This window comes from Sorangiineae bacterium MSr11367, assembly GCA_037157805.1.
GTDB classification, from domain to species: Bacteria; Myxococcota_A; Polyangia; order Polyangiales; family Polyangiaceae; genus Pendulispora; species Pendulispora rubella.
The window spans coordinates 7,901,812-7,923,885 of the sequence record CP089983.1 but is presented as its reverse complement, the minus strand read 5'-3'; the positions used below and the strand labels follow the sequence as shown (position 1 = coordinate 7,923,885).

Annotated in this window: 23 protein-coding genes; 10 read left to right on the top strand and 13 right to left on the bottom strand. The window is 66.7% G+C overall.

Going from position 1 to position 22,074, the window contains the following annotated elements; genetic code table 11:
• Window positions 1-517: 517 nt before the first annotated feature.
• Complete coding sequence (locus tag LVJ94_30770; protein WXB01289.1) at window positions 518-2,695, bottom strand: prolyl oligopeptidase family serine peptidase; 2,178 nt, start codon at window positions 2,693-2,695, stop codon at window positions 518-520.
• Window positions 2,696-2,867: 172 nt separating this feature from the next.
• On the opposite strand from LVJ94_30770, the gene LVJ94_30765 reads away from it, so the two are divergent.
• Complete coding sequence (locus tag LVJ94_30765; GenBank protein ID WXB01288.1) at window positions 2,868-3,665, top strand: hypothetical protein; 798 nt, start codon at window positions 2,868-2,870, stop codon at window positions 3,663-3,665.
• Window positions 3,666-3,764: 99 nt separating this feature from the next.
• Here the strand turns inward: LVJ94_30765 and rpmB are convergent, their stop codons facing one another.
• The 7 genes from rpmB to LVJ94_30730 form a co-directional block, all read right to left on the bottom strand.
• A complete protein-coding gene (gene rpmB / locus LVJ94_30760; GenBank protein ID WXB01287.1) occupies window positions 3,765-3,992 on the bottom strand; it encodes a 50S ribosomal protein L28 in 228 nt (75 codons plus the stop codon).
• Between the two features lie 75 nt (window positions 3,993-4,067).
• Window positions 4,068-5,012: a hypothetical protein gene (locus LVJ94_30755; protein ID WXB01286.1), complete on the bottom strand. Its 945-nt coding sequence runs from the start codon at window positions 5,010-5,012 to the stop codon at window positions 4,068-4,070.
• A 12-nt stretch (window positions 5,013-5,024) separates the two neighbouring features.
• Entirely contained in the window at window positions 5,025-5,879 is an 855-nt protein-coding gene (locus LVJ94_30750; GenBank protein WXB01285.1) for an N-formylglutamate amidohydrolase, read from the bottom strand.
• A gap of 53 nt (window positions 5,880-5,932) precedes the next feature.
• Window positions 5,933-6,814, bottom strand: coding sequence for a site-specific tyrosine recombinase XerD (gene xerD, locus LVJ94_30745; protein WXB01284.1), 882 nt, complete (start codon window positions 6,812-6,814; stop codon window positions 5,933-5,935).
• Window positions 6,815-6,816: 2 nt separating this feature from the next.
• Complete coding sequence (locus LVJ94_30740) at window positions 6,817-7,599, bottom strand: indole-3-glycerol phosphate synthase TrpC (GenBank protein WXB01283.1); 783 nt, start codon at window positions 7,597-7,599, stop codon at window positions 6,817-6,819.
• Window positions 7,600-7,620: 21 nt separating this feature from the next.
• The gene (trpD, locus tag LVJ94_30735) at window positions 7,621-8,691 is read right to left on the bottom strand and encodes an anthranilate phosphoribosyltransferase (protein ID WXB01282.1); all 1,071 of its coding nucleotides are present in this window, start codon (window positions 8,689-8,691) and stop codon (window positions 7,621-7,623) included.
• Window positions 8,688-9,320, bottom strand: coding sequence for an aminodeoxychorismate/anthranilate synthase component II (locus LVJ94_30730; GenBank protein WXB01281.1), 633 nt, complete (start codon window positions 9,318-9,320; stop codon window positions 8,688-8,690). Before LVJ94_30730 ends, trpD begins: the two co-directional genes overlap by 4 nt.
• Before the next feature lie 279 nt (window positions 9,321-9,599).
• Here LVJ94_30730 and LVJ94_30725 point away from each other — a divergent pair, with 279 nt between their 5' ends.
• Window positions 9,600-10,610, top strand: coding sequence for a hypothetical protein (locus tag LVJ94_30725; GenBank protein WXB01280.1), 1,011 nt, complete (start codon window positions 9,600-9,602; stop codon window positions 10,608-10,610).
• A 4-nt stretch (window positions 10,611-10,614) separates the two neighbouring features.
• Here LVJ94_30725 and LVJ94_30720 read toward each other — a convergent pair whose 3' ends face one another.
• The 5 genes from LVJ94_30720 to LVJ94_30700 form a co-directional block, all read right to left on the bottom strand.
• Window positions 10,615-11,043: a hypothetical protein gene (locus tag LVJ94_30720; GenBank protein WXB01279.1), complete on the bottom strand. Its 429-nt coding sequence runs from the start codon at window positions 11,041-11,043 to the stop codon at window positions 10,615-10,617.
• Between the two features lie 36 nt (window positions 11,044-11,079).
• Window positions 11,080-11,931, bottom strand: coding sequence for a hypothetical protein (locus LVJ94_30715; GenBank protein WXB01278.1), 852 nt, complete (start codon window positions 11,929-11,931; stop codon window positions 11,080-11,082).
• A 12-nt stretch (window positions 11,932-11,943) separates the two neighbouring features.
• On the bottom strand, window positions 11,944-12,531 hold the full coding sequence (locus tag LVJ94_30710) for a pyridoxamine 5'-phosphate oxidase family protein (protein WXB01277.1): 588 nt from the start codon (window positions 12,529-12,531) through the stop codon (window positions 11,944-11,946).
• Between the two features lie 72 nt (window positions 12,532-12,603).
• Window positions 12,604-13,920 (bottom strand): hemolysin family protein, encoded by a 1,317-nt coding sequence (locus LVJ94_30705; protein WXB01276.1) that lies wholly within the window; start codon window positions 13,918-13,920, stop codon window positions 12,604-12,606.
• 105 nt (window positions 13,921-14,025) lie between these two features.
• Window positions 14,026-15,027 carry a dipeptidase gene (locus LVJ94_30700; GenBank protein WXB01275.1) on the bottom strand — a complete coding sequence of 334 codons (1,002 nt, stop codon included), beginning with the start codon at window positions 15,025-15,027 and terminating at the stop codon, window positions 14,026-14,028.
• Window positions 15,028-15,061: 34 nt separating this feature from the next.
• On the opposite strand from LVJ94_30700, the gene cysK reads away from it, so the two are divergent.
• From cysK to LVJ94_30660, 8 genes are read left to right on the top strand one after another with little or no spacing between them, the layout of a single operon-like run.
• A complete protein-coding gene (gene cysK / locus LVJ94_30695; GenBank protein WXB01274.1) occupies window positions 15,062-16,021 on the top strand; it encodes a cysteine synthase A in 960 nt (319 codons plus the stop codon).
• On the top strand, window positions 16,018-16,752 hold the full coding sequence (locus LVJ94_30690; protein WXB01273.1) for a HesA/MoeB/ThiF family protein: 735 nt from the start codon (window positions 16,018-16,020) through the stop codon (window positions 16,750-16,752). Before cysK ends, LVJ94_30690 begins: the two co-directional genes overlap by 4 nt.
• A gap of 5 nt (window positions 16,753-16,757) precedes the next feature.
• Window positions 16,758-17,036, top strand: coding sequence for a MoaD/ThiS family protein (locus tag LVJ94_30685; protein ID WXB01272.1), 279 nt, complete (start codon window positions 16,758-16,760; stop codon window positions 17,034-17,036).
• A 3-nt stretch (window positions 17,037-17,039) separates the two neighbouring features.
• Entirely contained in the window at window positions 17,040-17,378 is a 339-nt protein-coding gene (locus LVJ94_30680; GenBank protein ID WXB01271.1) for a hypothetical protein, read from the top strand.
• Window positions 17,375-18,301: a cysteine synthase family protein gene (locus LVJ94_30675; GenBank protein ID WXB01270.1), complete on the top strand. Its 927-nt coding sequence runs from the start codon at window positions 17,375-17,377 to the stop codon at window positions 18,299-18,301. The genes LVJ94_30680 and LVJ94_30675 overlap by 4 nt, the downstream gene beginning before the upstream one ends.
• A gap of 32 nt (window positions 18,302-18,333) precedes the next feature.
• Window positions 18,334-18,843 carry a Mov34/MPN/PAD-1 family protein gene (locus LVJ94_30670; protein ID WXB01269.1) on the top strand — a complete coding sequence of 170 codons (510 nt, stop codon included), beginning with the start codon at window positions 18,334-18,336 and terminating at the stop codon, window positions 18,841-18,843.
• The gene (locus LVJ94_30665) at window positions 18,840-20,165 is read left to right on the top strand and encodes a hypothetical protein (GenBank protein ID WXB01268.1); all 1,326 of its coding nucleotides are present in this window, start codon (window positions 18,840-18,842) and stop codon (window positions 20,163-20,165) included. Before LVJ94_30670 ends, LVJ94_30665 begins: the two co-directional genes overlap by 4 nt.
• Window positions 20,147-21,856: a hypothetical protein gene (locus LVJ94_30660; protein ID WXB01267.1), complete on the top strand. Its 1,710-nt coding sequence runs from the start codon at window positions 20,147-20,149 to the stop codon at window positions 21,854-21,856. Before LVJ94_30665 ends, LVJ94_30660 begins: the two co-directional genes overlap by 19 nt.
• The last annotated feature ends 218 nt before the right edge of the window (window positions 21,857-22,074 follow it).

The following is a 22,074-nucleotide window of genomic DNA, read 5'->3' as shown; positions in this document are numbered from 1 at the left end:
CGACCGACTTTCGCGCCGACCAACAGGGAAAACTTTCCCACCCATCCAGCCGAGGTTGGAACGATGGGAGACTCCTATCGCACGTAACACCCCAAGCGTGTGACGGCAAGCGTCATTTGCGAAAAGTATTTTACAGATCATTCGCTTAGCGATGAGAGAAGGCCCCACCGTCCGAGGGGTTGTCTGTCATTGTCCTACGTGTATCTGCAACCGCGTGAAAGCCGCGGTGTCGCGCAAAGTGGGAAAGGGGCGTTCACCCTAGATGAGCGCGCCAAGTTATTCCCGTTATTTCGAATATGGCGCGGATAGCGACCGCTTGGCGATTGTGTCGCGCGCTCCACGATTCTGTAGCCGATCCGACACCGCGAATGGACGATTCACTGATCGGGAATCGTCCAAAGACGACATTGGTTGCGTCGTCTTTTTGGCTCAATTGCGGATATGCGGAGAAAGGATACTTATGACATCAGCGGATGTTCACGCAGCATCGATAAATGAAGGGGATGCGTGAACGAGCTCACTGTGGGTCGGCGAACTGCGCGGACACGAATTGAAAGATGTCCGCGGCCTCGTCGATGGCTTGCTGCACCGAATCGGCCCCGCCGTGACCTGCGTTCTTCTCGATTCGGAGCCAGGCCGGTGCCTTCGACGTGTTGGCCCACTGCACTTGGGCAATGAACTTGCGCGCGTGGAGCGGGTCGACCCGGTCGTCGCTGTCGGACGAGAGCATCAGCAGGGCAGGGTAGTCGCGTCGCTCCACATGATGGTACGGGGAGTACGCGAGGATGGCCTTGAATTGCTGCTCGTCATCCACCGAGCCGTATTCAGGAATCCATGGGCGGCTCGCGCCGAACAGGTGATAGCGCGTCATGTCGAGGAGCGGCACCTCGCAGATCACGGCGTCGAAAAGCTCGGGGGCTTGGGTCATGGCTGCGCCGACGAGCAGGCCACCGTTCGAACCTCCGCGAATGGCAAGCTGACTGGAGTTCGTCCATTGGTTGTCGACGAGCCAATGTGCGGCGGCAACGAAGTCGTCGAAGACATTTTGCTTCTTCAGGAGCATTCCCGCTTGATGCCACGCTTCTCCATACTCGCCGCCGCCGCGGAGGTTGGGGAGTGCATACACACCTCCCGACTCGAGCCACGCCGCCGTGGAGGCCGAGAACCATGGTGTCATGTTGACGTTGAATCCACCGTAGCCATAGAGGATGGTCGGGTTCTTTCCATTGGGCGTGACGTCCTTGCGGTGGACGACGAACATCGTGACGGGCGTGCCGTCCTTGGATGAATACGTGACTTGGTCGGTGACGTAGGCCGAGGCGTCGAAGGGGGCTGTGTCCCGCGAATATTCCCGGACGGTGCCCTGGGAAATGGACACCTCGAATTGGACTTCGGGGGTGGTGAACGAATAGAAATTGAAATACGCCGTATCGTCGTCGGGCTCTCCGACGATGGTGTCCGACGAGCCACGGTCCGGCAAGGCCATGTTGCGAACGAACGTGCCATCGAGCTTGCGAATCGTGAGCTCGCTCGTGGCCTTGCGCATGGAACTGAGTACGAGGTGCCCCCCTAGAACATCGAGCGTGGAAATCGTTGCCTCGGCATCTTGCGGCACGATCTCCTTCCAGTTCGCCGGCTCGGGGTGTTTCGGGTCGACTTGCACGACCCGGAAGCGCGGCGCATCGAAGTTCGTCAACATGTACACCGTGTCGTTCCAGACACGCACGATGAACATGCCCCGCGCGGTCTTCGAATCCACGACGGGCGTCCACGCCGGTGTCGCGGCGGTGCGGTCCTGAATGGCGACATCGATGGCGTCGCCCGAGGAACCGTGGGTGATGGTCGCGACGAGCCAGCGGCCATCTCTGGACAGACTGGCCGAGAGAAACGCCTCGGAGTCATGCGTGGCCGGATGAACGATGGGATCCTTCGCGGGATCGGTGCCGAGGCGATGGAATCGCACTTCTGCGAAACCGGATCGCGTGGGCCCCGTGACGTCTCCGCCGATGGGGGGCGCCCAGACGTAGTAGAATCCCGTGTTGTCAGGAGTCCACGCTGCACCGTACCAATTGTACTTGGTACCAGGAATCACCTCGCCCGTTTCCTTGCCGCTGGCCAGGTCGAAGATGTGCAGCACGGCTTCGTCGCTGTTGTTCTCGTGAACGTCGTACGCCACGAACCGGCCGTTCCAGCTCGGCGTCCATACGCCCAGCCCCGTCGCGCCATCGGTGCTCCACGTATTGGGATCGAACAGCACCTTCTCCGCGCCGTCTTTTCCATCCTTCCAATGGACGATGTCCTTGTCCCGGTCGGCGCGATGCCGGCTCCAAAAGTAGCGGTCTTGCCGCCGGATGGGCGCTGCACTGGAGTCGCTCCGATAGAGGGGTTGCAGCCGTTCGACCCATGCCGCGCGATCCGGAATGGCCGCGAGTTTTTGGCGCGCGTAGCCATCTTGCACCGTCATCCACGATTGGACCTCCTGATTGGAGGCATCCTCGAGCCATCGATAGGGGTCTGCGACTTGAACGCCCCAGTGCGTGTCGACGACATTTTCACGCCGGGTCGCTGGATAGGGATCCGTCGTATCGTTCGAGCCCGCGGAAGGATGATCACTCTCGCTGCTGCACCCCACCGCACTGGCGAGGGCAACGAGGACGATGCACGATCCGCCGTGCGTCCATTTGTTCATAACCATGAGCGCAGATATAGGCTCGAGCGGCTCTCACGCGCTTGGGCGATCTTGCGTATATCGGTGACGATGTTGCAGCTGCACCCGTTGCACGTTGCAACGTGCAACATCGCGCCGCCAATATCGTCCCCAATTCATCGAAGATCGCGCATGGCGCGTGCCTTGCGACGCCAGCGGCATGGATCCGTTATCAGGACTCGGTATTTGGATATGGCAGCTCGCCGCCTGCGAGCACGGTAAAGTCCCGGACATCATCGCGAAGGCCAAACGCTGCGGTGTCTCGTGGGTCGCCGTGAAGGCGGGGGAGTCACGCAGCAATGGCCAGGTGACGCGCAAGCTCGTCGATGCGTTTCGCGCGGAGGGCATCGAGTGCGCGGCTTGGTGGTACTCGCTGCCGAGCACCGCACCCGCGCAGCTCGCGCTCGTGCGCGATCTGGTCGAGAACCAAGGCGTGCGTCATCTGATTTGCGACGCCGAAATCGAATGGGAAAGCCGGCACGACGATACCGGTCAGGTGGTGCCGCACGACTGGCGCGCGACCGCGCGGGACTTTGCCCGCCGGTTGCGTGAAGCCGTCGGCCCTGACACGTACCTCGCCGACGCTCCGTGGCCCATCGTTTCCGCCCACGCGGGCTGGCCGTGGAAAGAGTTCGGCGCCGTCCTCGATGCACGCATGGACCAGTGCTACTGGCAGCTCGCCAAGCAAGGGTTCGCACGCTTCGCCGCGCGCGCGGATTCGAACTGGTCCAAGCTGGCCGACGGCCCGCCGCGCTGCCCGATTGGCTGCATGGTGGACTACCAGGGCAAAGAGCACGCGCCCGTGGCCGAGCTCGACGAGTTCCTGGACCACTACGCGGCCGCGCCGGCGCGGTCCCTATGGTCTTGGCAGCACTTGTCCGCCCCGGAATGGGAGGTGCTCGAACGCCGCGCCGCCTGCCCGGAAGGCGAGGCCCCCGCTGCGGCGGCCGCAGTCTGAGCGCACCAAAGCAAACGGCCTTCGCACGAGGCGAAGGCCTGCTATTCGAGGCGTATGTTTTGGCTCCCGCCCCGCCTCGTGAAACCGAGGCGTGCTGCGTCAGGCGAGCTTGGCGCCGTGCTGCTTCGCGTACTCGGTGACGCCGATCTTGTCGATCGTGCGCAGGTCACGCGTGGTCACGTTCAGCGTCACGAACTTCTTCAGCTCGGGAACCCAGAGGCGGCGGGTCTGAATGTTGAGGTTCTGCCAGCGCTTCGTCTTGATGTTCGAGTGCGAGACGTTTTGCGCCTTGAGCTTGCGCTTGCCTGTAATATCACTTTTAGCCATGGCGAGGGGCGCAACCTGTCGGAAAGCCCGCCGCTTGTCAAGCCCAGACGGCGGAGGTGGCGATGAAAGCCGCGTTTACTCGGAGGTCATCGAGGTCAGCGGGGGCCGATCTTCGGCGCCGGGACCCACGATGCGGTGAACGTCGACCTTGCGGGCCTGACGGGCGAACGCCACGGCGAGCAGCTGGAAAATCGCGAAGGCGACCAGCACGCCTGCGGCAAAGACGCCGATGGCTCCGACGACGAAGCCCCAGTGGCCGTACAGTTCGCTACCCTTGCCCAGCGTATGAAGCCCCAGGCGGGCCGCCTGGGTGAAGATGACGAGCAAGGCCCAACCTCCGCAGCCGCCCGTCGTCTCCTCGCCCATGAAGCCGCAGAAGGCCGTCAGCGAGGCAAGGAGCGCGGCGCCGTTGGCGATGCGCAGAAGCAGCGGCGTGCCGGGATCCAGTGCACCCATGCCGATGCTGACCAGCGCCGGCACCGACAGCAGAATCGTGAGCGCCAGGATGATGCGTGCCACGCGGAAGGCCCGGTAGCGCGCACGGAAGAGCAGGGAGCCCGGGAGCAGCGTGATCAGCACGAGCCCCGCCGTGGCGCGAAGCCCTCCCTCGAAGCCCAGAGCGGCAAGGGGACCTTCGCCCATCGCACCCAGGCCCAACGGAACGACGCCCGCGACGATGGCCAGCGAGGCGCGGGCCGCGTACGGCGCGGGCAGAAACGTGGCCAGGAGCGCGACGACGGCGGTGGCCAGCGAGCCGGTGAGGACGTTGAGCGACGATGGGCCGAATCCCAACCGCGAGGCCACGCCCACGGCCGCAAACGCCGCCGCGAAACCGACGAGCCAAAGCCGCACGGCGCGCTGCGCCGGGGCCATCGGGGCGACTTCTTCGCGCAAAATGTCCGACGCCAGCACCGGCGGCTTGATGGGCGCGCGCGGTGCGATGGTGATGGGCCGCACCTCTGGTGGGAGCGAGGACGTCGACATGGGTGGCGGAGGCGTGAGCGGAGGCAACGAGTCCATCAGCCTAAACCCCTAGCGTAGCGCCGTTTGAACGAGCTTGGCCACCAAGCTTCGACACCACGAGCGCATCGCATCGAAGCCTCCGTTTCGCGCACAGGTTCGCTCATCCATGTAGAGCCGGCGCGCCAGCTCGACCTGCACGGCGTGAAGGCCACGGTGCGGTTGACCATAGTGCCGCGCGGAAAATCCGCCGCGATACGGATCATCGTGTCGTACGGTGTAGCCGAACGCGCGGGCGTGTGCATCCACGCATTCGATGAAGACGGGAGCAGAGGTGGTTCGACCCTGGGTGCCGGGGACGATGTCGGCGCGTGGCGCACCTGCTTCTCCGTTGAGTGTGCGCGCGTTGCTCGGCATCGAATGAGCCGCGAGCAAGACGGCGTAGCCGAACTTCTCGCGCTTTCGCTCGAGCACGGACCAGAGAGCACGATGGTAAGGGCGGTGAATGCGATCGACGCGCTCATCGAGCTCCGCCAACGTGAGCGGCCGCGCAAGTGCGGGCGCGCCATCGGTCGTGAGGCGCCAGATGAGACCTCGCGGCATGCGCGAAGGGCCCAAGGGCACAGCACTGCGCGCCGATGCCGGCGCGGAGACGGCCTCGCGATCCCAATCGTCCTCGCCGCGGTTCAAATCGAGCACGTAGCGCGAGGTATGCGCCACGAGCAGCGTGGCCCCCTCGAGCGGCGCGTCCGCGTAGAGTTCATCGACGTAGAGATCTGCATCCTGCGCGATGGACCGCGCGGGCGCGGTGAGGTTGGCGAGGTAGGTAGCCGGTACGTCCAAGCCGGCGTGGGGAACCTCCACGACGACGGCGCTCTCGCGACGCTCGGGCTCGATGAGTGAAAAGAGCCTCTTTCCGTTCTGCACGACAGCGTTCAACGCTAGCGTGAATTCGCGTCCGGTGCGAGCAGGCATCCGCCTTAAGCTCGCGGATGCGCACGGGTGTGCGCCCGGCGGACGTGGTCCTGTGCGACGCGCGTGTAGATTTCGGTCGTGCCGAGGTCAGCATGGCCTAGCATGGCCTGCACTGCGCGAAGGTCGGCGCCGCCATGCAGAAGGTGTGTCGCGAACGAGTGGCGAAGCTTGTGCGGCGAGAGCGTCATGGTGATGCCGGCGGCCGCGGCGTAGCGCTTGAGGAGCTTCCAGAAGCCCTGACGAGTGAGCGGTCCGCCGCGCGGGGAGACGAAGAGCACGCGCGTTTCAGGCCGCGCGTGCAGCCCGCGCACGTGCTCGAGGTAGATTTGCAAATGCTCGAGCGCGACCTCCCCGACGGGGACCATGCGCCGCTTTCCACCTTTGCCGTAGGCGCTGACGATGCCGCGTTGCATGTCGAGATCGGCCAGCTTGAGGGAGCAAAGCTCGCTCACGCGAAGGCCGGACGCGTACATCAGATGAATCATGGCCGCATCGCGCACGCCGCGCGGCTTCGTGCGATCGGGGGCGGCGAGCAGCCGTTCCACGTCCTCGAAGGAGAGGACGCGCGGCAGCTTGCGACCGAGCTTGGGCCGATCGATGAGCGTGGTGACGTCGGCGTCGATCGCGCGCTCGCGCACGAGGAATCGGAAGAATCCGCGCAGGGCGGAGAGCTGCCGCGCGCTGGAGCGGGCGCCGAAGCCGGTGCGGACATTGTCCGCGAGCAGCTCGGCGATGTCCGCGGCGGCGATGTCCTTCACGTCGTCGCTGCGCAGGTGCCCCGCGAGGCGGTTCAAATCGCGCGCGTAGGCCTCGAGCGAGTTTTTCGCCAACGCGCGCTCGACGCGCAGGTGATTCAAATAGACGTCGATCCAGCCGTGGAGGTCCACCGTTACTCGCGGGCCGCTGCCACGAACCGCGTGAGGAGATCCGTCGGATCATCCTGGCGCATCAGGATTTCACCGACCAGCGCGGCCTCGGCGCGCCCTTTGGAGAGGGCGCGGACGTCGTCCTCCGTCTTGAGGCCGGAGAGGTGGACGGCGACGCGATCGGCCGGGATGGCCGCGACGATCTTCGAGGCGCGCACGGGATCCATGCGCAGCGTGTCCAGGTCGCGCGCGTTCACGCCGATGAGGCGCGCGCCGCTGTTCAGCGCGATCGCGAGTTCTTCCTCGGTGGCCACTTCGACGAGCGGTTCGAGGCCGCATTCGCGCGAGGCCTTCACCAAGCGGGTCACCTCGTCTGGCTGCAAAATGCGCACGATGAGCAGCGCCGCATCGGCGCCCTTGGCGCGCGCGATCTGGAGCTGCACGGGGTCGAGGATGAACTCCTTGGCGAGGATCGGAACGGGGCGTCCCGCCCGATCGAGCACGGCGCGCGCCTCGACGACGTCGTCGTACGAGCCGCCGAAGAACGGACCATCGCAAAGGACGCTGACGAGGCTCGAACCGGCCTTCGCATAGGCTCCCACGCGCTCGGCCAAGGAGAGGGTGCGCGAGAGCTCACCGGCGCTCGGGCTCTTTCGTTTGAACTCGGTGAGGATGCGCAGCGGCTCCTTGGGGCCACGTTTCAAGAGTGCAGCCACATCGATGCGGGGACCCGCAGTCGTGGGCGGCGGCGCTTTCAACGTCGCAATTTCGGCGCGCTTCGAGGTGACGATCTTGTCCAGAATCATGCGGAACCTCTGCGTTGAACGTCAGCCGGAACCGGACCTCCGGCGAGTCGTAGCCCGTTGCCATGCAGCGAGGAGAGATACCGTTTTACCCGAAGCGATGGCCTCGCGCGCACGTTCCGCGGCCTCGCGCGGATCGGTTGCGGTCCCTGCGACCATGAGTGCGGCAGCGGCATTGAGGAGGACGGCATCCGTGGCTGGGTGCGGTTCGCCGCGCAGAATCGTGGAGATGGCGCGCGCGTTTTCTTCGGCCGTGGAGCCGGCGAAGGCCTCGCGCTTCTGGCGTTCGAAGCCGAAGTCCTCCGGAACGACGATGCGCTCGGTGATGGTGCCCTCGGGCGAGAGCTCCGTGACGTACGTCGAGGCCGACGGGCTGATCTCGTCGAGGCCGTCTTCGCTGCGCACCACCCACGCGGCGCGCACGCCGATGCGGGCGAGGGCCCGCGCCATGATCGGCCGCAGGGCGTCGTCGTACACGCCGACGAGTTGGTGCGTGGCGCGCGCCGGGTTGGCCAACGGACCAATGACGTTGAAGATGGTGCGCACCCCCAGCTCACGCCGTGCCTGGGCAGCGTGCTTGAGCGCGGGATGGTGCGCCGGCGCGAAGAGGAACGCGATGCCCACCTCCCGCAGCACCTCGACCTGGAGCTCGGGCGGCACGTCCGTGGGGACGCCCAACGCCTCCAGCACGTCCGCGCTGCCGCAGCGGCTCGAGACCGACCGGTTCCCATGTTTCGCCACCCGCAGTCCCGAGGCTGCGGCGACGATGGCGGCCGCCGTCGACAGATTCAGCGATTGCGCGCCGTCGCCGCCCGTGCCGCACGTGTCGACCACCGGCTCGTCATCCGCCACGTCGACCGCGGTCATGGTCGCGCGCAGCGCTTCGGTGGCGGCCACGATCATCTCGGAGGTTTCCCCCGCGAGGCGCAGGGCCACGGCGAAGGCGCCGACCTGCGTGGGCGTCCACGCACCTTGCAAAATGGCATCGAAGGCGGCTCGCACGAGCCGTGAATCGATGTCGCGCGCTGCGAGCCTCGGGAGTACGTCCGCGAAGCGAACCAGCCCAGCCAAACCAGCTAGCGAGGCGTCGCTCACGCTGCGCCCTGCATCGAGTTGGACGAACCGAGACGGGCGAGCCAGTTGGCCACGAGCTTCTTGCCTTCCTTGGTGAGGATGCTCTCCGGATGAAACTGCACGCCCTCGATGGCCAAGGTGCGGTGACGAAGCCCCATGATTTCCCCTTCGCGTGTCCACGCGGAAACTTCGAGCGTACTTGGAAGCGATGCACGCTCCACGATGAGTGAATGGTAGCGCGTGGCCTCGAACGGCGAGGGAAGGCCGGCGAAGACGCCGCGGCCATCGTGCTCGATGGGCGAGGTTTTGCCGTGCATGAGCCGCTCGGCCGAGACCACGCGCCCGCCGAAGGCCTGGCCGATGGTCTGGTGTCCGAGGCACACGCCGAGCAGCGGAATATTCGACTCAGGCTTCTGCGCGGTCTGCAGCTTGGCGACCACATCGAGGCAGATGCCCGCCTCGTTCGGCGTGCAGGGCCCTGGCGAGAGAAGCAGCCCGTCCGAGCCGGAGTGAAGTGCTTCATCCGCAGTGATTTCGTCGTTTTTCACCACGCGCGTTTCGGCCCCCAGCTCGCCCAGGTACTGCACCAGGTTGAAGGTGAAGGAGTCGTAGTTGTCGATCACGAGAACGCGCCGCGGCGTGGAAACCATCGGAGCACAAGGTGCACGCGTGGGCGCGTCGTGTAAAGTGTGCGCGCACCGAGAAACTGAGCACTTGCGTTGACATTCGAGGTGGAGGGCACGTACCTTCTCGCAAAGTCTCTGCCCGAATGCAGGAGCCCGATGGCCGAAGAAAGAAAGCCTAAGATTGATCTGAAGGCGCGACTTGGAAAGGCATCGGCGGGTGCAAACCCCTCAGCCGGCGCTGCGATCCCCGTTCCGGTCCCCGTTTCGCACGAACCCCCCCCGCCGGTAATGCCACCGCCACCGATGGCCGGCATGCACGTGGGGGCGTCGACGCCGTTTGCCGTCGATCCGTCGAACCCGCTTGCTGCCGTGGCTGCTCCGTACCGAGCGCCGCAACCCCCTCAGCCCACCCGTATCGAGGTGGACGAGGCGACGGTTCAGCAAGCGCGCACCGGTGCGCGCAAGCAAGGCCTGTTCATCGCCGGCGCCGCCGCCGTCGTGGCGCTGGTCATTGGCTACGGCGTCGGCAAGGTCGCGGCCAGCAGCGAAGGCCGCACCAAGAGCCGCGAAGATGCGACCCAGCTCGCGGCCGACGTGGGCGAGGCGAAGAACAAGCTTCAACAGATGGCCGAGAAGCTCGAGGCGGGTCGTTCCGCGCTCGTGAAAGATCGGCAGTTCCCCTCGACGCTCGCGAAGGAGCTCGGTGGCATCAACGTCGACTTCGATGGAGGCAAGCTGGCGGGTGTTCGCTTCAGCGCCTTCCCTCAAGATGTCACGGCGCAGCTGCTCGAGTTCGTGACCTCGGTGCAATCGCTCAAGGACCGCAAGCAGGCGCTCCTCGGGCTTTTGACGAAGCTCGAGAAGCCCCTCAACGAGCAATTCAAGGCCCCGCCGGGCCAGGTGGTGATCGACAAGGTCGTGGTCATCGACAAGGATCCGGCGAACAACAATTCGGCCATCCTCGCGCAGCTCACCGCGCCCATCACGCTGTCGCAAGGCAGCACGACGTTGCCGGGTGAGTTCAACTTCACCAACCCGCTGACCGACTCACCGAGCAAGCTCGGTAAGTACACGGGCGGCGATGTGTCGCGCAGTCCCGCCGCCATTTACGTGGTGCCCAAGTCGTTCGAGAAGGTGTGCCGCAGCGAGCTTTCGACGCAGGCCGCGCAGCTCGGCGCCCAGCTTCAGAACGCGATCCGCGACATCAAAGGCGACAAGAGCGGTCCGAGCGAAATCGTGATCGACTCCAAGCCGGGCCTCATCGAGCGCGCCGACCAACTCATGGCCGGCCTCACGACGAAGGTTCAGCGGTAGTCCGTCAAGACGGAGCAAACCCCCACACGAGATCGTGCGCGCTCGCCTCATCGCGGGCCGCGCCGATCCGTGTGTAGCCGCAGGCGAGAAGCGCGGAGGCGCGTGCCGCGCGCGGCACCGATTCGGTGCGCCGAAGGCTCTGAAGGAAGCGAGCGACGAGGCCTGCGGGGGCCGGAGCCTCGCCGAGGACGACGACGCATGCGCCCGCGGGCATCGACGTCGGTTCGGGCAATGTCCCCGCGATTTGCGATGTGAGATCGAGAAACGAGCTGCCGGCGAGCGGGCCAAGTTCGATGGCCAACACGGGCGCGCTCGGATCGTCGGACCACGCGGCAAGCCCAAAGGGAACGCGTGGCGGTGTGCCTGCGGCCGCGGCCGGCCGATGGAGCCGGATCGCGCGGGGGGCTTCACGAAAGGGAAGGCGATGTTGCATGCCGATGCGCGGGCAAGCTAGCGCGAGTCCGGTTCGTCAGGGGGACGTTCCGCTGGCTTTGTCGAAGACGCCGACCTTGTACCGGCCGCTCCCGCTCTCGACCTTGGCTTGGAAGCGGTACATGCCCGAGGCCGTGGGGCAGTGGCCCACCATGGCCGTGTTGCTGTCGGCGAAGGTCTGGGTGACGCGCTTGTCGCGGGAGTCCCACAAGTACATCGAAAGCTTCTTCACCTGGCCGGTCTCGCCGGCGCCGATGAACCAGTAGCAGTGGCCCGCCTCCAGGGCGGCAAACCAGTCCGTCCTGTCGGCGTTGGGGCTATTCTCGAAGTAACCGTGCGTGCGCACCGCGCCCGGGGCGGCCGACGAAGCTTGTTGCTCGATGAGCTTCTCGATGCTCGCCGGCGGCGGCGGTTTTTCCAGGCCGCCGGTGGCATAGATGGCCACCGCAAAGTGCCCATAGCCTTCACCGACCTTGCCCTGCACACGGTGGGGACCCGGGATTTTCGGGCAATATTCCATTACCGCCGTCGAGGTGCCGGAGCGCTCGCTGTTCTGACGCTTGCCGTGCGGGTCCCAGATGTAGAGCGCAAACTTCTGCACCGACGTCTCGCCGACGCCGCCGAACACGTAGCAGTGTTGGTCATCGAGGTTGACCGTCCACTCTTGGCGCCCATCGTCCTCGAGCGCGTGCCCGCGCAAGGTATCGCCTGCGCGCTGCCCGGCCTTCGACGAGGAGGCCGTGCGCGCGACCTCGTCGGCGCGTCCGTCCAGCCAGGACGGAGGGGTGGCCGACACGGGATGCTCGGCGTGGCCGCAGCCGGTGAGGGCGAGGGCGAGAAAGCACGAAGCAATGGAGGAAAGCGTTGCCTGTACGACGCGGGTGCTCATTTCGAGCAGGTCTTACGGCTGAGAACGTGTACTTCTTCCTTCGCCTTCCTCGCCGAGCCGCAGCAGTCCCGGAAGCCCATCGAGGCTCGTGGAATTTTTCTCCACCTTGTAACGGGCGATGCCCTCGGGGCCTTTTCGATCGGCCCAGTCGTCGAGCTGCGTGCGCTCGCCCTCGAATTGGTAGAGCGGGACCCCGAAACCGCACGAGTCGGAGATGCGCTCGACGTGGATGCGGATGATGGCGCGCGCGTTGGGCCGCTCGGGAAACGATGGCGCGAGGGTGTCGTATTCGCGGTCTCCCGGCTCGAAGGATTCGCCGCGGCCGTGGAGCCTCACGATCTTCGGCGGTCCCTCGAAGGCACAGAACAGAATGACGATGCGGCCGTTCTCGCGCAAATGCGCGATGGTCTCGACGCCGCTGCCGACGAGGTCCAGGTACGCCACCGTCTTGGGGCCGAGGATGCGAAAGCTGTCGAGCCCTTTGGGCGACAGGTTCAAAAGGCCGTCGCCTGCGAGAGGCGCCGTGGCCACGAAGTACATTTTCTGCGCCGCGATGAACTGCGACAGCCGCTCGTCGATACCCTCGTAAAGCTTTCCCATGACTCGATTGTAGTGTCGGCCTTGCCGCGTGCGAAGTTGCGGCGCCATTGGAACCTGACTTGGAACCTGGACCTAGGAGGGCGCGGCGGCGGCGGGGCGCGAAGCTCCGTCCATGGGGACGATTTCGACTTTCACGACCCGCGTTTTGTCGGCCTCGCGCACGATGAGCTTCAATCCGTCGACGGTGAGGGTGGCGCCCACCTCGGGCACACGGCCCGCGCGGTGGACGATGAGCCCTCCGAGCGACTCGAACTCGCCGTCGGCCGGAATGGCGCGGCCCAGACGCGCGGATAGATCCGCGAGCGGAACCGCGGCATCGGCGACGAGGCGACCTTCGCCCAGCTCCTGAATTTGCACTTCGGTGTCGTACTCGTCGTGAATCTCGCCCACGATTTCTTCGATGATGTCCTCGAGCGTGACCAGCCCCGAGGTGCCGCCGAATTCGTCGCTGACGATGGCCATGTGCAGCCGGCGCGCGCGCATCTCGCGCAGCATGCTCAGGATCGACTGCGTCTCCACCACGTAGAGCACCGGCGAGCGGCAGATGTCCGCGAGCCGGGTGGTGTGCACCTTCTTCTCTTTGACGACGGCGAAGAGATCTTTCGCGTAGAGAAGCCCCACCACGTTGTCGAGCGTCTCGCGGTAAACCGGATAGCGCGAGTGGCCGTCGGCGGCGACCAGCGCGACCACGCGCTCGAGCGAGATGGACGCTTCGATGGCCGAGATGCGCCGGCGCGGGACCATGATTTCGCGGGCGGTGAGGTCCTTGAACTCGAGCACGTTGCGGATCATCTCCGCCGGCTCGTTGGCGATGGCGCCCGTGCGCTCGCCTTCCATGACGACCCACTGCACCTCCGTCTCGGCGCGGCGGGCGTCCATTTCGGTGCGCTTCTCGAAGCGGCTGCCGACGAAGCGCCCGAAGGCGGCCAGCGGATCGGCCAGCGGGAAGACGAGCCACTCGAGCGGACGCAGAAAGCGAAGCGCCAGGGAACCGAGGATCTCCGGGCGGCGACGCGCAGCGTTGAGAAGGCCGGCGGCAAGGGTGCCATAGGTGAGCACCGCGCAGAGGACCGCGGCCAAGGTCTCGAGCGCCGGGGAGGCGCCGATGCTCGTGGCCATGAAAATGCCTTCGGCGACCCTGCTGTAGAGCACCGCCGCGATGCTGATGGCGATGATGCGCCCGACCAGCCATCGCGAAAGGATGCGATGTCGATCCAACGTGAAGCGACGGAAGGCGTCGCCCACGACGCCCTTTTGTTCCGTGAGCGACTGCAGGTGCGCGGCGGGAATCGTCACCAGCGCGCCATCGCCGGCGGCGAACAACGACCCCACGGCCGACGAGACGACCCCCGCAATGATCCAGGTCACGGATTGTCCTGGATTGATCATTCCAGAGCTATCCTACACGAAAACGGCCCCACCGTTTACCGACGTGCCCCATGCCCTCGGCAGGGCCTCTCCAGTTCGCTTCTGGTTTTGCGTTTGGCGCCGCATTTACGCATCGGCGAGGACACGCAGGACGTTCTGTCGCAGAATTTTCCCGATCACGCGCTCGGGAACTTTGGCCGCGAGCAGCGCTTCGGTCAGTCGAGGCAGGCCCGTCGGATCTTTGAGGGGGGATGTGGGGACGATGAAACCATCCCAGTCGCTCCCCAGCGCCGGCACGTCCTCGCCGACGACGTCGAGGATGTGCAGCAAGTGCTTGACCACCGGCCCGAGGCCATCGCCTCCGACGTAGCGCGGACAGAAGATGACACCGACGCAGCCGCCCTTGTCGGCCACGGCGCGGAGCTGGTCGTCGCCGATGTTGCGCCAGTGTTCGAAGGCCCCGAGCACGCCGGTGTGGCTGACGATGGGCGGGCGCGTGGCCATTTCGCAGACGTCGAGAAAGCCTTGCCGGTTGATGTGCGCCAGGTCGACGAGCACCGACGCGGCCTCGCAGCGTCCGACCAGCTCACGCCCCCACGCGGTGAGCCCGCGCGTGTCGCGGCGTCCGCGTCCGTAGGCGGGAAAGCCGGCCTCGTTGGCGCTGAAATGAAGCAGGCCGAGGTAGCGCACGCCCCGCCGGGCAAAGTGGTCGATTCGGTCCAGATCGCCTTCGAGCGCGTGCGCGCCCTCGATGCCGAGGAGCGCGGAGATGCGCCCTTCGCGGTCGCACGCGCGGATCTCGTCGGCGTGCTTCACCAGGCGGAGTGCGCCGGGGCGGCGATCGATGGCTTCGTGGAGCGCGTCGATCTGCTCGTCCACCGCGCGCCCGAGCCCGGCGCCCTTCTCGCGCAAGGGCAGCGAGACCAGGCCGAAAAACTGCGCGGACATGCCGCCTTCGCGCATGCGCGGGATGTCCACGTGACCCCCGAAAGCGGCCAGCGGCAACGGTGGCGTGTGACGGGCGTGAAGGTCGTAACCAAGCCAGCGCGTCCACATGAGGGTGTCGGCGTGAAGGTCCACCGCAGGGTAGGCGGAGTGGACCGCTTTCGCTTCATCAGAGACGGTCATGACTGGTTCGGTGCATGATACTCTGCCATACGCGATGTCCGTTATTGCGAACGACCTCCTTCAGCTCGTCGGGGACACCCCGCTGGTGCGTGTGCGCCGTTTGGACGGGAATTCCCCGCGTGCGGACGTCTGGGCCAAGATGGAGCAAGCGAACCCCGCCGGCTCGGTGAAGGACCGCATTTGCCTGGCCATGGTCGAGGCCGCCGAGGCCCAGGGGCTCTTGCGCCCGGGCGGCGTGGTGGTGGAGCCGACCAGCGGAAACACCGGCATCGGCCTCGCCTTGGTGTGCGCCGTCAAAGGCTACCGCTGCATCTTGACCATGCCGGAGAGCATGAGCCTGGAGCGCCGGCAACTGCTGCAAGCCTATGGCGCGCAAATCGTGCTGACGCCCGAGGATCAGCAAATGGAGGGCGCCATCGCCAAGGCGCGCGAGATCGCCGAGAGCACGGAGGGCGCGTTCTTGCCGCAGCAGTTCGACAATCCGGCCAACCCGGACGTGCACGCACGCACGACCGGGCGCGAGATCGTGGAGGCGATGGAGGGGCTGCGCATCGACGCGTTCGTGGCGGGGGTTGGCACGGGCGGGACGATCACCGGCGTGGGGCGGGTCCTGCGCGAGCGGTTTGGGACCCACGCGGAGGGCGGCCCGCTCATCGTGGCGGTGGAGCCGGAAGCGTGCGCGACCCTGTCGCGGGGCGAGCGCGGTCCGACGAAGATTCAGGGGCTGGCGCCGGGCTTCGTGCCGCGGAACTACGATGCGAGCGTGGTGGACCAGGTGCGGACGGTGACCGACGCGGACGCGTGGCGCACGAAGACCGACCTGGCCAAGCGCGAAGGTTTGCTCGTGGGCATCAGCTCGGGGGCGACGGTCTTCGCGGCACTGGATGTCGCGCGCGAGCTTGGGCCCCATAAGAACGTCGTGACCATGCTTTTCGATACAGGCGAACGCTACTTCAGCCTCGGGGAGTACTTCGCCGGGGAGTCGGCTCCGTGAATCGGAACGCAGCGCGCGTTCTGGTCGTGGGCATCGGCGGTCTCGGTGCACCTTTGTGCCTGGCGCTGGCCAAGGCCGGGGTGGGGACTTTGGGGCTCTTGGACGAGGACCGCGTGGAGCGGACGAATCTGCACCGGCAGATCCTCTTTCGCGATGCCGACGTGGGAAAGCCGAAGATTGCGGCCGCCGAGGCCATGCTGACGGAGCTCTTTCCGAAGGTGCGCATCGAGGCGCACGAGACGCGCCTTCTGCCGCACAACGCGGTGGACTTGGTGTCGCGCTACGACGTCGTGGTGGAAGGCAGCGACAATTTTCCCACCAAGTTTCTCACGGCCGACGCGTGCAAGCTCGCCGAGCGGCCCGTCGTTCACGGCGCTGCGGTGCGCTGGGTGGGAACCGCGCTCGCGGTGAGCGCGAAGGGCGGGCCCTGCTACCGCTGCCTGTTCGAGGACCTGCCGCGCGACAACGTCCCCAATTGCGCCGAGGCCGGCGTGATGGCCCCCGTGGTGGGCTTGGTGGGCGCGTTTCAGGCCGATCTGGCGCTCTCGCTCCTCGATGGGCGGGACATCGCCGGCGAGTTGGTCACCGTCGATGGGAAGGCGACTTCGGCGGAGCGAATGGTGCGCCGCCGCCGCATCGGGCGGCGCGCGGGGTGTTTGCTTTGCGGCAAAAACGAGATCCGTGAGATCGATCGCGGCCGCTACGTGGCGGACGTTTGCATGGAAGGATGAGAGACATGGCACAGGAGATCACGATTCGTATTCCGGCGTCGTTGCGTAACCTCACCGGGGGCAAAGAGGAAGTCATCGCCGTCGGAGAGACGATCGGACAGCTCTTCGACGACCTCGAAACGCGTCATCCCGGCGTCAAAGCCCGTCTGCTCGACGAAAAGGGCATTCGCCGGTTCATCAACGTGTACCTCGGCGAAGAAGACGTGCGCTTCCTCGAAGGCCTGAAAACCGTCGTGAAGGCCGGCGAAGCCGTCAGCATCGTTCCGGCCATCGCGGGCGGTTGACCGGTGGCCGCGCTTCGTTACACGAGGCAAGTGCGGCTTGCGGACGTGGGGCCGTCGGGGCAAGAGCGCCTCGGTGGCCTTCACGCGCACGTCATCGGCGACGACTTGGCCGCCCGTGTCGAGGCGCTCTATTTGGCGGGTGCCGGAGCCTCCGTGGAGGTGGAGCATGAGGCGATTGCGGCAGCGGCGCGTGCGTTGAATCCTGAAATTGACGTCACCGTCGGGGGCACGGAGACGGGCACGGGCATGGGCGTGGGCACGTTGGGGGAAGGGGCGCGGGACGTGGCGGCAGGGGCCATGCGGGCGCTTTTGAAATTGCGGGCGGCGTTGGAGGAAACTTGAGGCGGCGGATTGAATCGGTGGTGGACGCGGTGGGCAATACACCGCTTTTGCGTTTGCGAAACGTGGCGCCGCCCGGGGTGGAGGTCTACGCGAAGTTGGAATTCACCAACCCCGGCGGAAGCGTGAAAGACCGTCCCGCATTGCGCATGATCCGCGATGCGCTCGCGGATGGACGGCTCACCAAGGACAAGATTCTCATCGATTCCACGAGCGGGAATACGGGGGTGGCCTATTCCATTTTCGGCGCCGCCCTCGGCGTGCGCGTGCACTTGGTGATGCCGTCCAACGTGTCCAAGGCGCGCAAAGACATTGCGGAGGCCTTTGGAACGGAAATCATCTATTCCGATCCCCTGGAGGGCTCCGACGGGGCGATTCGGCTGGTGCGTGAGGTCGTCGAGCGCGAAAAGGACCGCTATTTCTACCCCGATCAATACGCGAACGCCTCGAATCCGCTGGCGCACTACCACGGGACGGGAAAAGAAATTTTGGAGGCGGTGGGCGACCGCATCACGCACTTCGTCGCCGGGCTGGGCACGACCGGGACGATGATGGGCACGACGCGCCGCCTCAAAGAACACACGAGGCCCATCCGCTGCATCGCGGTGGAACCGGACGACGCGCTGCATGGCCTCGAGGGGCTCAAGCATTTGGCCAGCAGCATCGTACCGCCCATCTTCGACGCCAAAATTCCCGACGAGACCCGCCCCTGCTCCACCGAGGCGGGCTGGGACATGTCCGATCGCCTGGCGCGCGAAGAGGGCCTTCACGTGGGGCATTCGTCCGGCGCCAACGTGCACGTGGCGGTGCAGGTCGCGGAGGAGCTCGCGGCCCAGGGCAAAACGGGCTGCGTCGTGGCCATCGTGGCCGATCGCGGCGACCGGTATTTCGCGCCCCTCAAGTGGGAAAAACGCTACATTTGGTAGAGCGGGAAAAAACGAGAAAGCGAGCAGCCGAGATGGCGGACGATACCCCGTGGATAAACGGCAATTTGGTCATCGATAAAGCGATATTGGACGACGTGTTCGCGCACGCCCGCGAGGCGTACGCGCGCGACGAGGAGAGCTGCGGCCTGCTCTTCGGCCCCGCCGCCGAGCCGCTCGCCGTCGGGCGCACGTTGCGCATGGAAAATCGAGCCAACAAGCTGCACAAGCTGGATCCCGAGACGTACCCGCGCACCGGGCGCATGTACTTCGATATCGACCCGATGAAGTTCGAGCGTGCGGTGCGCGAAGGCAAGACGCAGGGCGCGCCCGCGAAGGTGCTCTACCATTCGCACCTCGACGTCGGGGCCTACTTCTCCGAGACGGATGCGCAGGCGGCCACCATGGGCGGAGATAGCCCGACGTACGACTTGGCCTACCTGGTCACGAGTGTCCGAAACGGCGAGATCGACGACGCGAAGCTCTTCATCTGGGATCCGGCATCGAAGACGTTCGTGGCCTCCACGTACACGGTCAGGGGGTGAAGCCCCGGCGCGCTCCGTCCATCGTCGTTGCATCGGCCCTGCTGCTCGGCATGGGCGTGGGAACGACTACGGCGCGCGCGGATCTTCGCGAGGTCGCAACCCGTGCGCGCTTGGAGTGGCGCAACGCCGGTGCCGTTCTGGTGGACACGGCACCGCGGTTTCTCTTCGAGGGGGACACCGTCACCATCCGCATCCCGCCGACGCCGGGAACGGCGCGGTGCACCACCATTGGCTTCATCGGTGCGCGCGGCGTGAGCTTTCACGCGCAGATCGCCCAAGGCAAAGGTGACTCGGGCGATGACTTGATCGGGAAGTCGGCCAGCATGGCCGGCCTGCTCGAGCTGGTGCGCTGTTCGGGCGCGCCGGTCGAGCGGGTGGTCCTCACGGGCGATGCCGGGCGCGGGGCGGTGGAGGTCGTGGTCGCGCGGTCGAAGGCGCCGCTTCCGTCGTTGCGCACGGTGTTTCCGGAGCGCACGGGCGGCGTGCTTCCTCCGACGCAGGAGCCGGGCACCTTTCCGCCGCTTCCGCCGATTGGAAAGCGGGTCGACGTGGCCGAGGCTCGCGCCCGCGCCGACGGCGGCACGGTGCAAAAGCGCAGCGGGTGGGAATCCGCCGACGACGGCAGCGGCGTGGGCGAGGTGGAGCTCGAGGCCGGGTGCCACCGCATCGAGCTGTTCGCCGCCGAGCCTCCGCGCGCGTCGGGCGGGTCGGGCCCCGAGCGGCGCGGCGGGCGTCGCTTCCGCTTCGACCTCGACGCCGAGTTGCGCGACGGCGACGACGACCGACTCTTGGCGCGCGACCGCACGGACACCGCCGACGCGCGCCTCGACGCGTGCGTGGGCGGCCCCACCGCGGGCAACGTCGTTTTCGTGGGCGCGGGCCCGCGTGCGAGCATCGTGGGCATGCACGCGACGTGGCCCATCCCCGAGGGACTGCCGCGCATCTGGGGCCCCGACACGCGCGCACGCATGGCGGCCGCGCTGTTGGCGCGCCGGCTCTCGCCGAAGGATCGCGCGCCCGTGCTCGTGGTGCAGGGCGCGTCGGGCGTCACGCCGGTGCCGGTCCAGCTTGAGGCGGGCGCGTGCTACATCGCCGTGGCGGCGGTGGCCTTCGGCAATGCGCGCGGCGTCGGCCTGCGCGCGATCATCGGCGGCAACGAGTCGGCCGATGAACGGGGCCACAACGACAATTCGGGGGTCGTTGCATTCTGCACGCACGAGCGCACGCGCGGCCGGCTCGAGGTGGAGGCCCGCGGCATCCGCATGGCATGGGGCCTTGCACTTTACCGCGTGGAAAGCGGCGCATGGGAGCTACCGCGATGACCGTGCTGCGCGTCCTCTGTTTGCTTTGCGCATTCTGTCTTTTCGGCCTCTCGGCGTGTGCGCCGGGCCCGCAAGCGGCGGCGCCGAGGCGTGCCACGACCCCGCCGGGCGCACCGCGCATCGTGCTGGGGGAGCTCGATGCGCGCGTCATCCTGGGCGATCTCCCTGCCCGCGCGGTGCGGATGGGCGCCGGGCCGCTGGCCATGCTCAGCGCGGGCGAGCAAGTCGAGGGCGAGCGCATCGGCGGCTTCTTCGAGGCCCCGGAGAACGCGTGCCTGCTCGCATACGCGCGCGGCTCGACGACCATCGACGATCTGGACATCGTGGCCTTCGCCGAGGAGGGCAACCCCATTGCGGCGGATCAAGCGCCCGACGCGCACCCGACGATCATGGTCTGCCCGCCGCACCCCGAGCGGATGTACATCGCCGCGCACCTGGCCAATGGCGAAGGGCTCGTGGGCATCGCGGCGCACATCGTCCCCGTGGCCCGCGCCGGCGAAATCTCGCGCGCGTTCGCCGCGCGCGGGAGCCATGGTGACGGCACGCGTGCCGCGGAGGCGTGGCCGGGCCTCGACGATCGGCTGCGCGCCCACCGGGCGGCCATCGGTGGAACCTGGGAGGACTTTCGCCGCGTCGCCGTGCGCGTGGATGCACGCGCGCCGGCCAACGTCGCCTTTCCGATGGAGGCGAATCAGTGCATCGACGTCCTCGTGCTTCCCGACGAAGACGTGGCGCTCGTCGAGGTGGAGGCGCTCGACGATGCCGGTCGGGTGGTGGCCCGCGCCCACGAGGGCCTGAAAGAGCCAAGCTTCGTTTTGTGCTCGCCGATCGCGTTCGAAGGCGTGCTCACTTTGCGACCGCACGTGGGCACGGGGCTGGCGGCCATCGTGCTCGGGCGCACGCGGGGTGACGGCGGACGCGAGTTCGCGGGGCGCGCCTCCGCGGTGTGGACGGCGTCGCCGCTGCCGCTCGATGGTGCGCGCACCGCGCGCAATGCGGAATTGTCACGCGGAGGCTACGGCGCACCCACCTCCGTGAAGAATGGCCAATTGGTGCTCGGGCGGCGCGTGACCTTGCCGCTCGATCTGCCGGGCGGCGCTTCCGGGTGTGCGCGGGTGGACGTCGTCGGCGGTGCACCGCTCGCGTTGATCGATGCGAGCATCTGGGACGCGAATGGTCTGCTTCTCGCGAGCGGGGAAGGCACCGGCGGGGCGGCGCTCTTCGTGTGCGGCCGCGCGAAAGCCCAGATCGAGCTGGAAACGCGCGGCCGTCCGGGGCCGTTCAGCGTGATGGTGCGGCCCGAGCGCTGGCAACATCCGCTGTTCGCCACGCGGCCTTTGGCGGCGACGCGCATGCTCGCGCGCGCCGCGACGGGCGAGAATCTGATGCACGAGGGGCTCGCCACGTCGGTGAAGCAGATGACGCTCGACCCAGCGAAGCGGACCGTCTACGCGGTCACGGCTGGTGCGGGGCAATGCCTGCGCGTGGCCGTCGGCATCGAAGGCGAGGGCGCCGGTGTCGAGCTTCGCCTCTTCGACGGCTCGACCTCCGAGGAGCTCGATCGTTCCGCCGGCGAGAGAGGCGCCTCCGCACGGGCTTGCGCCAGCGCCGCCGCGCCGCGATCGCTTCGCGTGGAGATCCGCGGCACCGCGGGCAAACCCGAGGCGATCATCGGCGAGCGGCTGAAATAAAGGGGCTGAAAAAGGCCGGAGTGGCCGGCGCCGTCTTGACGGCCGCGCGTCATCGGACATAATGCATTCCGTCGTGTCGCGCTCCCATCACACCGGCCACCATCACCACCACCATCGGTGCCGTGGTGCGCGTCGGTTGGACGGGTCAGCGCACCCCGGTACGAGTCGCAAGCTCGGGTAAGGGCAAGCGAACCTCGAAAGACCTGTCGAAGCCGGCC

Coding starts and splice junctions, on each gene's coding strand:
- LVJ94_30770 (WXB01289.1), bottom strand. CDS start 2,695: ATGGTTATGAACAAATGGACGCACGGCGGATCGTGCATCGTCCTCGTT.
- LVJ94_30765 (WXB01288.1), top strand. CDS start 2,868: ATGGATCCGTTATCAGGACTCGGTATTTGGATATGGCAGCTCGCCGCC.
- rpmB (WXB01287.1), bottom strand. CDS start 3,992: ATGGCTAAAAGTGATATTACAGGCAAGCGCAAGCTCAAGGCGCAAAAC.
- LVJ94_30755 (WXB01286.1), bottom strand. CDS start 5,012: ATGGACTCGTTGCCTCCGCTCACGCCTCCGCCACCCATGTCGACGTCC.
- LVJ94_30740 (WXB01283.1), bottom strand. CDS start 7,599: ATGATTCTGGACAAGATCGTCACCTCGAAGCGCGCCGAAATTGCGACG.
- LVJ94_30730 (WXB01281.1), bottom strand. CDS start 9,320: ATGGTTTCCACGCCGCGGCGCGTTCTCGTGATCGACAACTACGACTCC.
- LVJ94_30725 (WXB01280.1), top strand. CDS start 9,600: ATGGCCGGCATGCACGTGGGGGCGTCGACGCCGTTTGCCGTCGATCCG.
- LVJ94_30720 (WXB01279.1), bottom strand. CDS start 11,043: ATGCAACATCGCCTTCCCTTTCGTGAAGCCCCCCGCGCGATCCGGCTC.
- LVJ94_30715 (WXB01278.1), bottom strand. CDS start 11,931: ATGAGCACCCGCGTCGTACAGGCAACGCTTTCCTCCATTGCTTCGTGC.
- LVJ94_30710 (WXB01277.1), bottom strand. CDS start 12,531: ATGGGAAAGCTTTACGAGGGTATCGACGAGCGGCTGTCGCAGTTCATC.
- LVJ94_30705 (WXB01276.1), bottom strand. CDS start 13,920: ATGATCAATCCAGGACAATCCGTGACCTGGATCATTGCGGGGGTCGTC.
- LVJ94_30700 (WXB01275.1), bottom strand. CDS start 15,027: ATGACCGTCTCTGATGAAGCGAAAGCGGTCCACTCCGCCTACCCTGCG.
- cysK (WXB01274.1), top strand. CDS start 15,062: ATGTCCGTTATTGCGAACGACCTCCTTCAGCTCGTCGGGGACACCCCG.
- LVJ94_30685 (WXB01272.1), top strand. CDS start 16,758: ATGGCACAGGAGATCACGATTCGTATTCCGGCGTCGTTGCGTAACCTC.
- LVJ94_30670 (WXB01269.1), top strand. CDS start 18,334: ATGGCGGACGATACCCCGTGGATAAACGGCAATTTGGTCATCGATAAA.
- LVJ94_30660 (WXB01267.1), top strand. CDS start 20,147: ATGGGAGCTACCGCGATGACCGTGCTGCGCGTCCTCTGTTTGCTTTGC.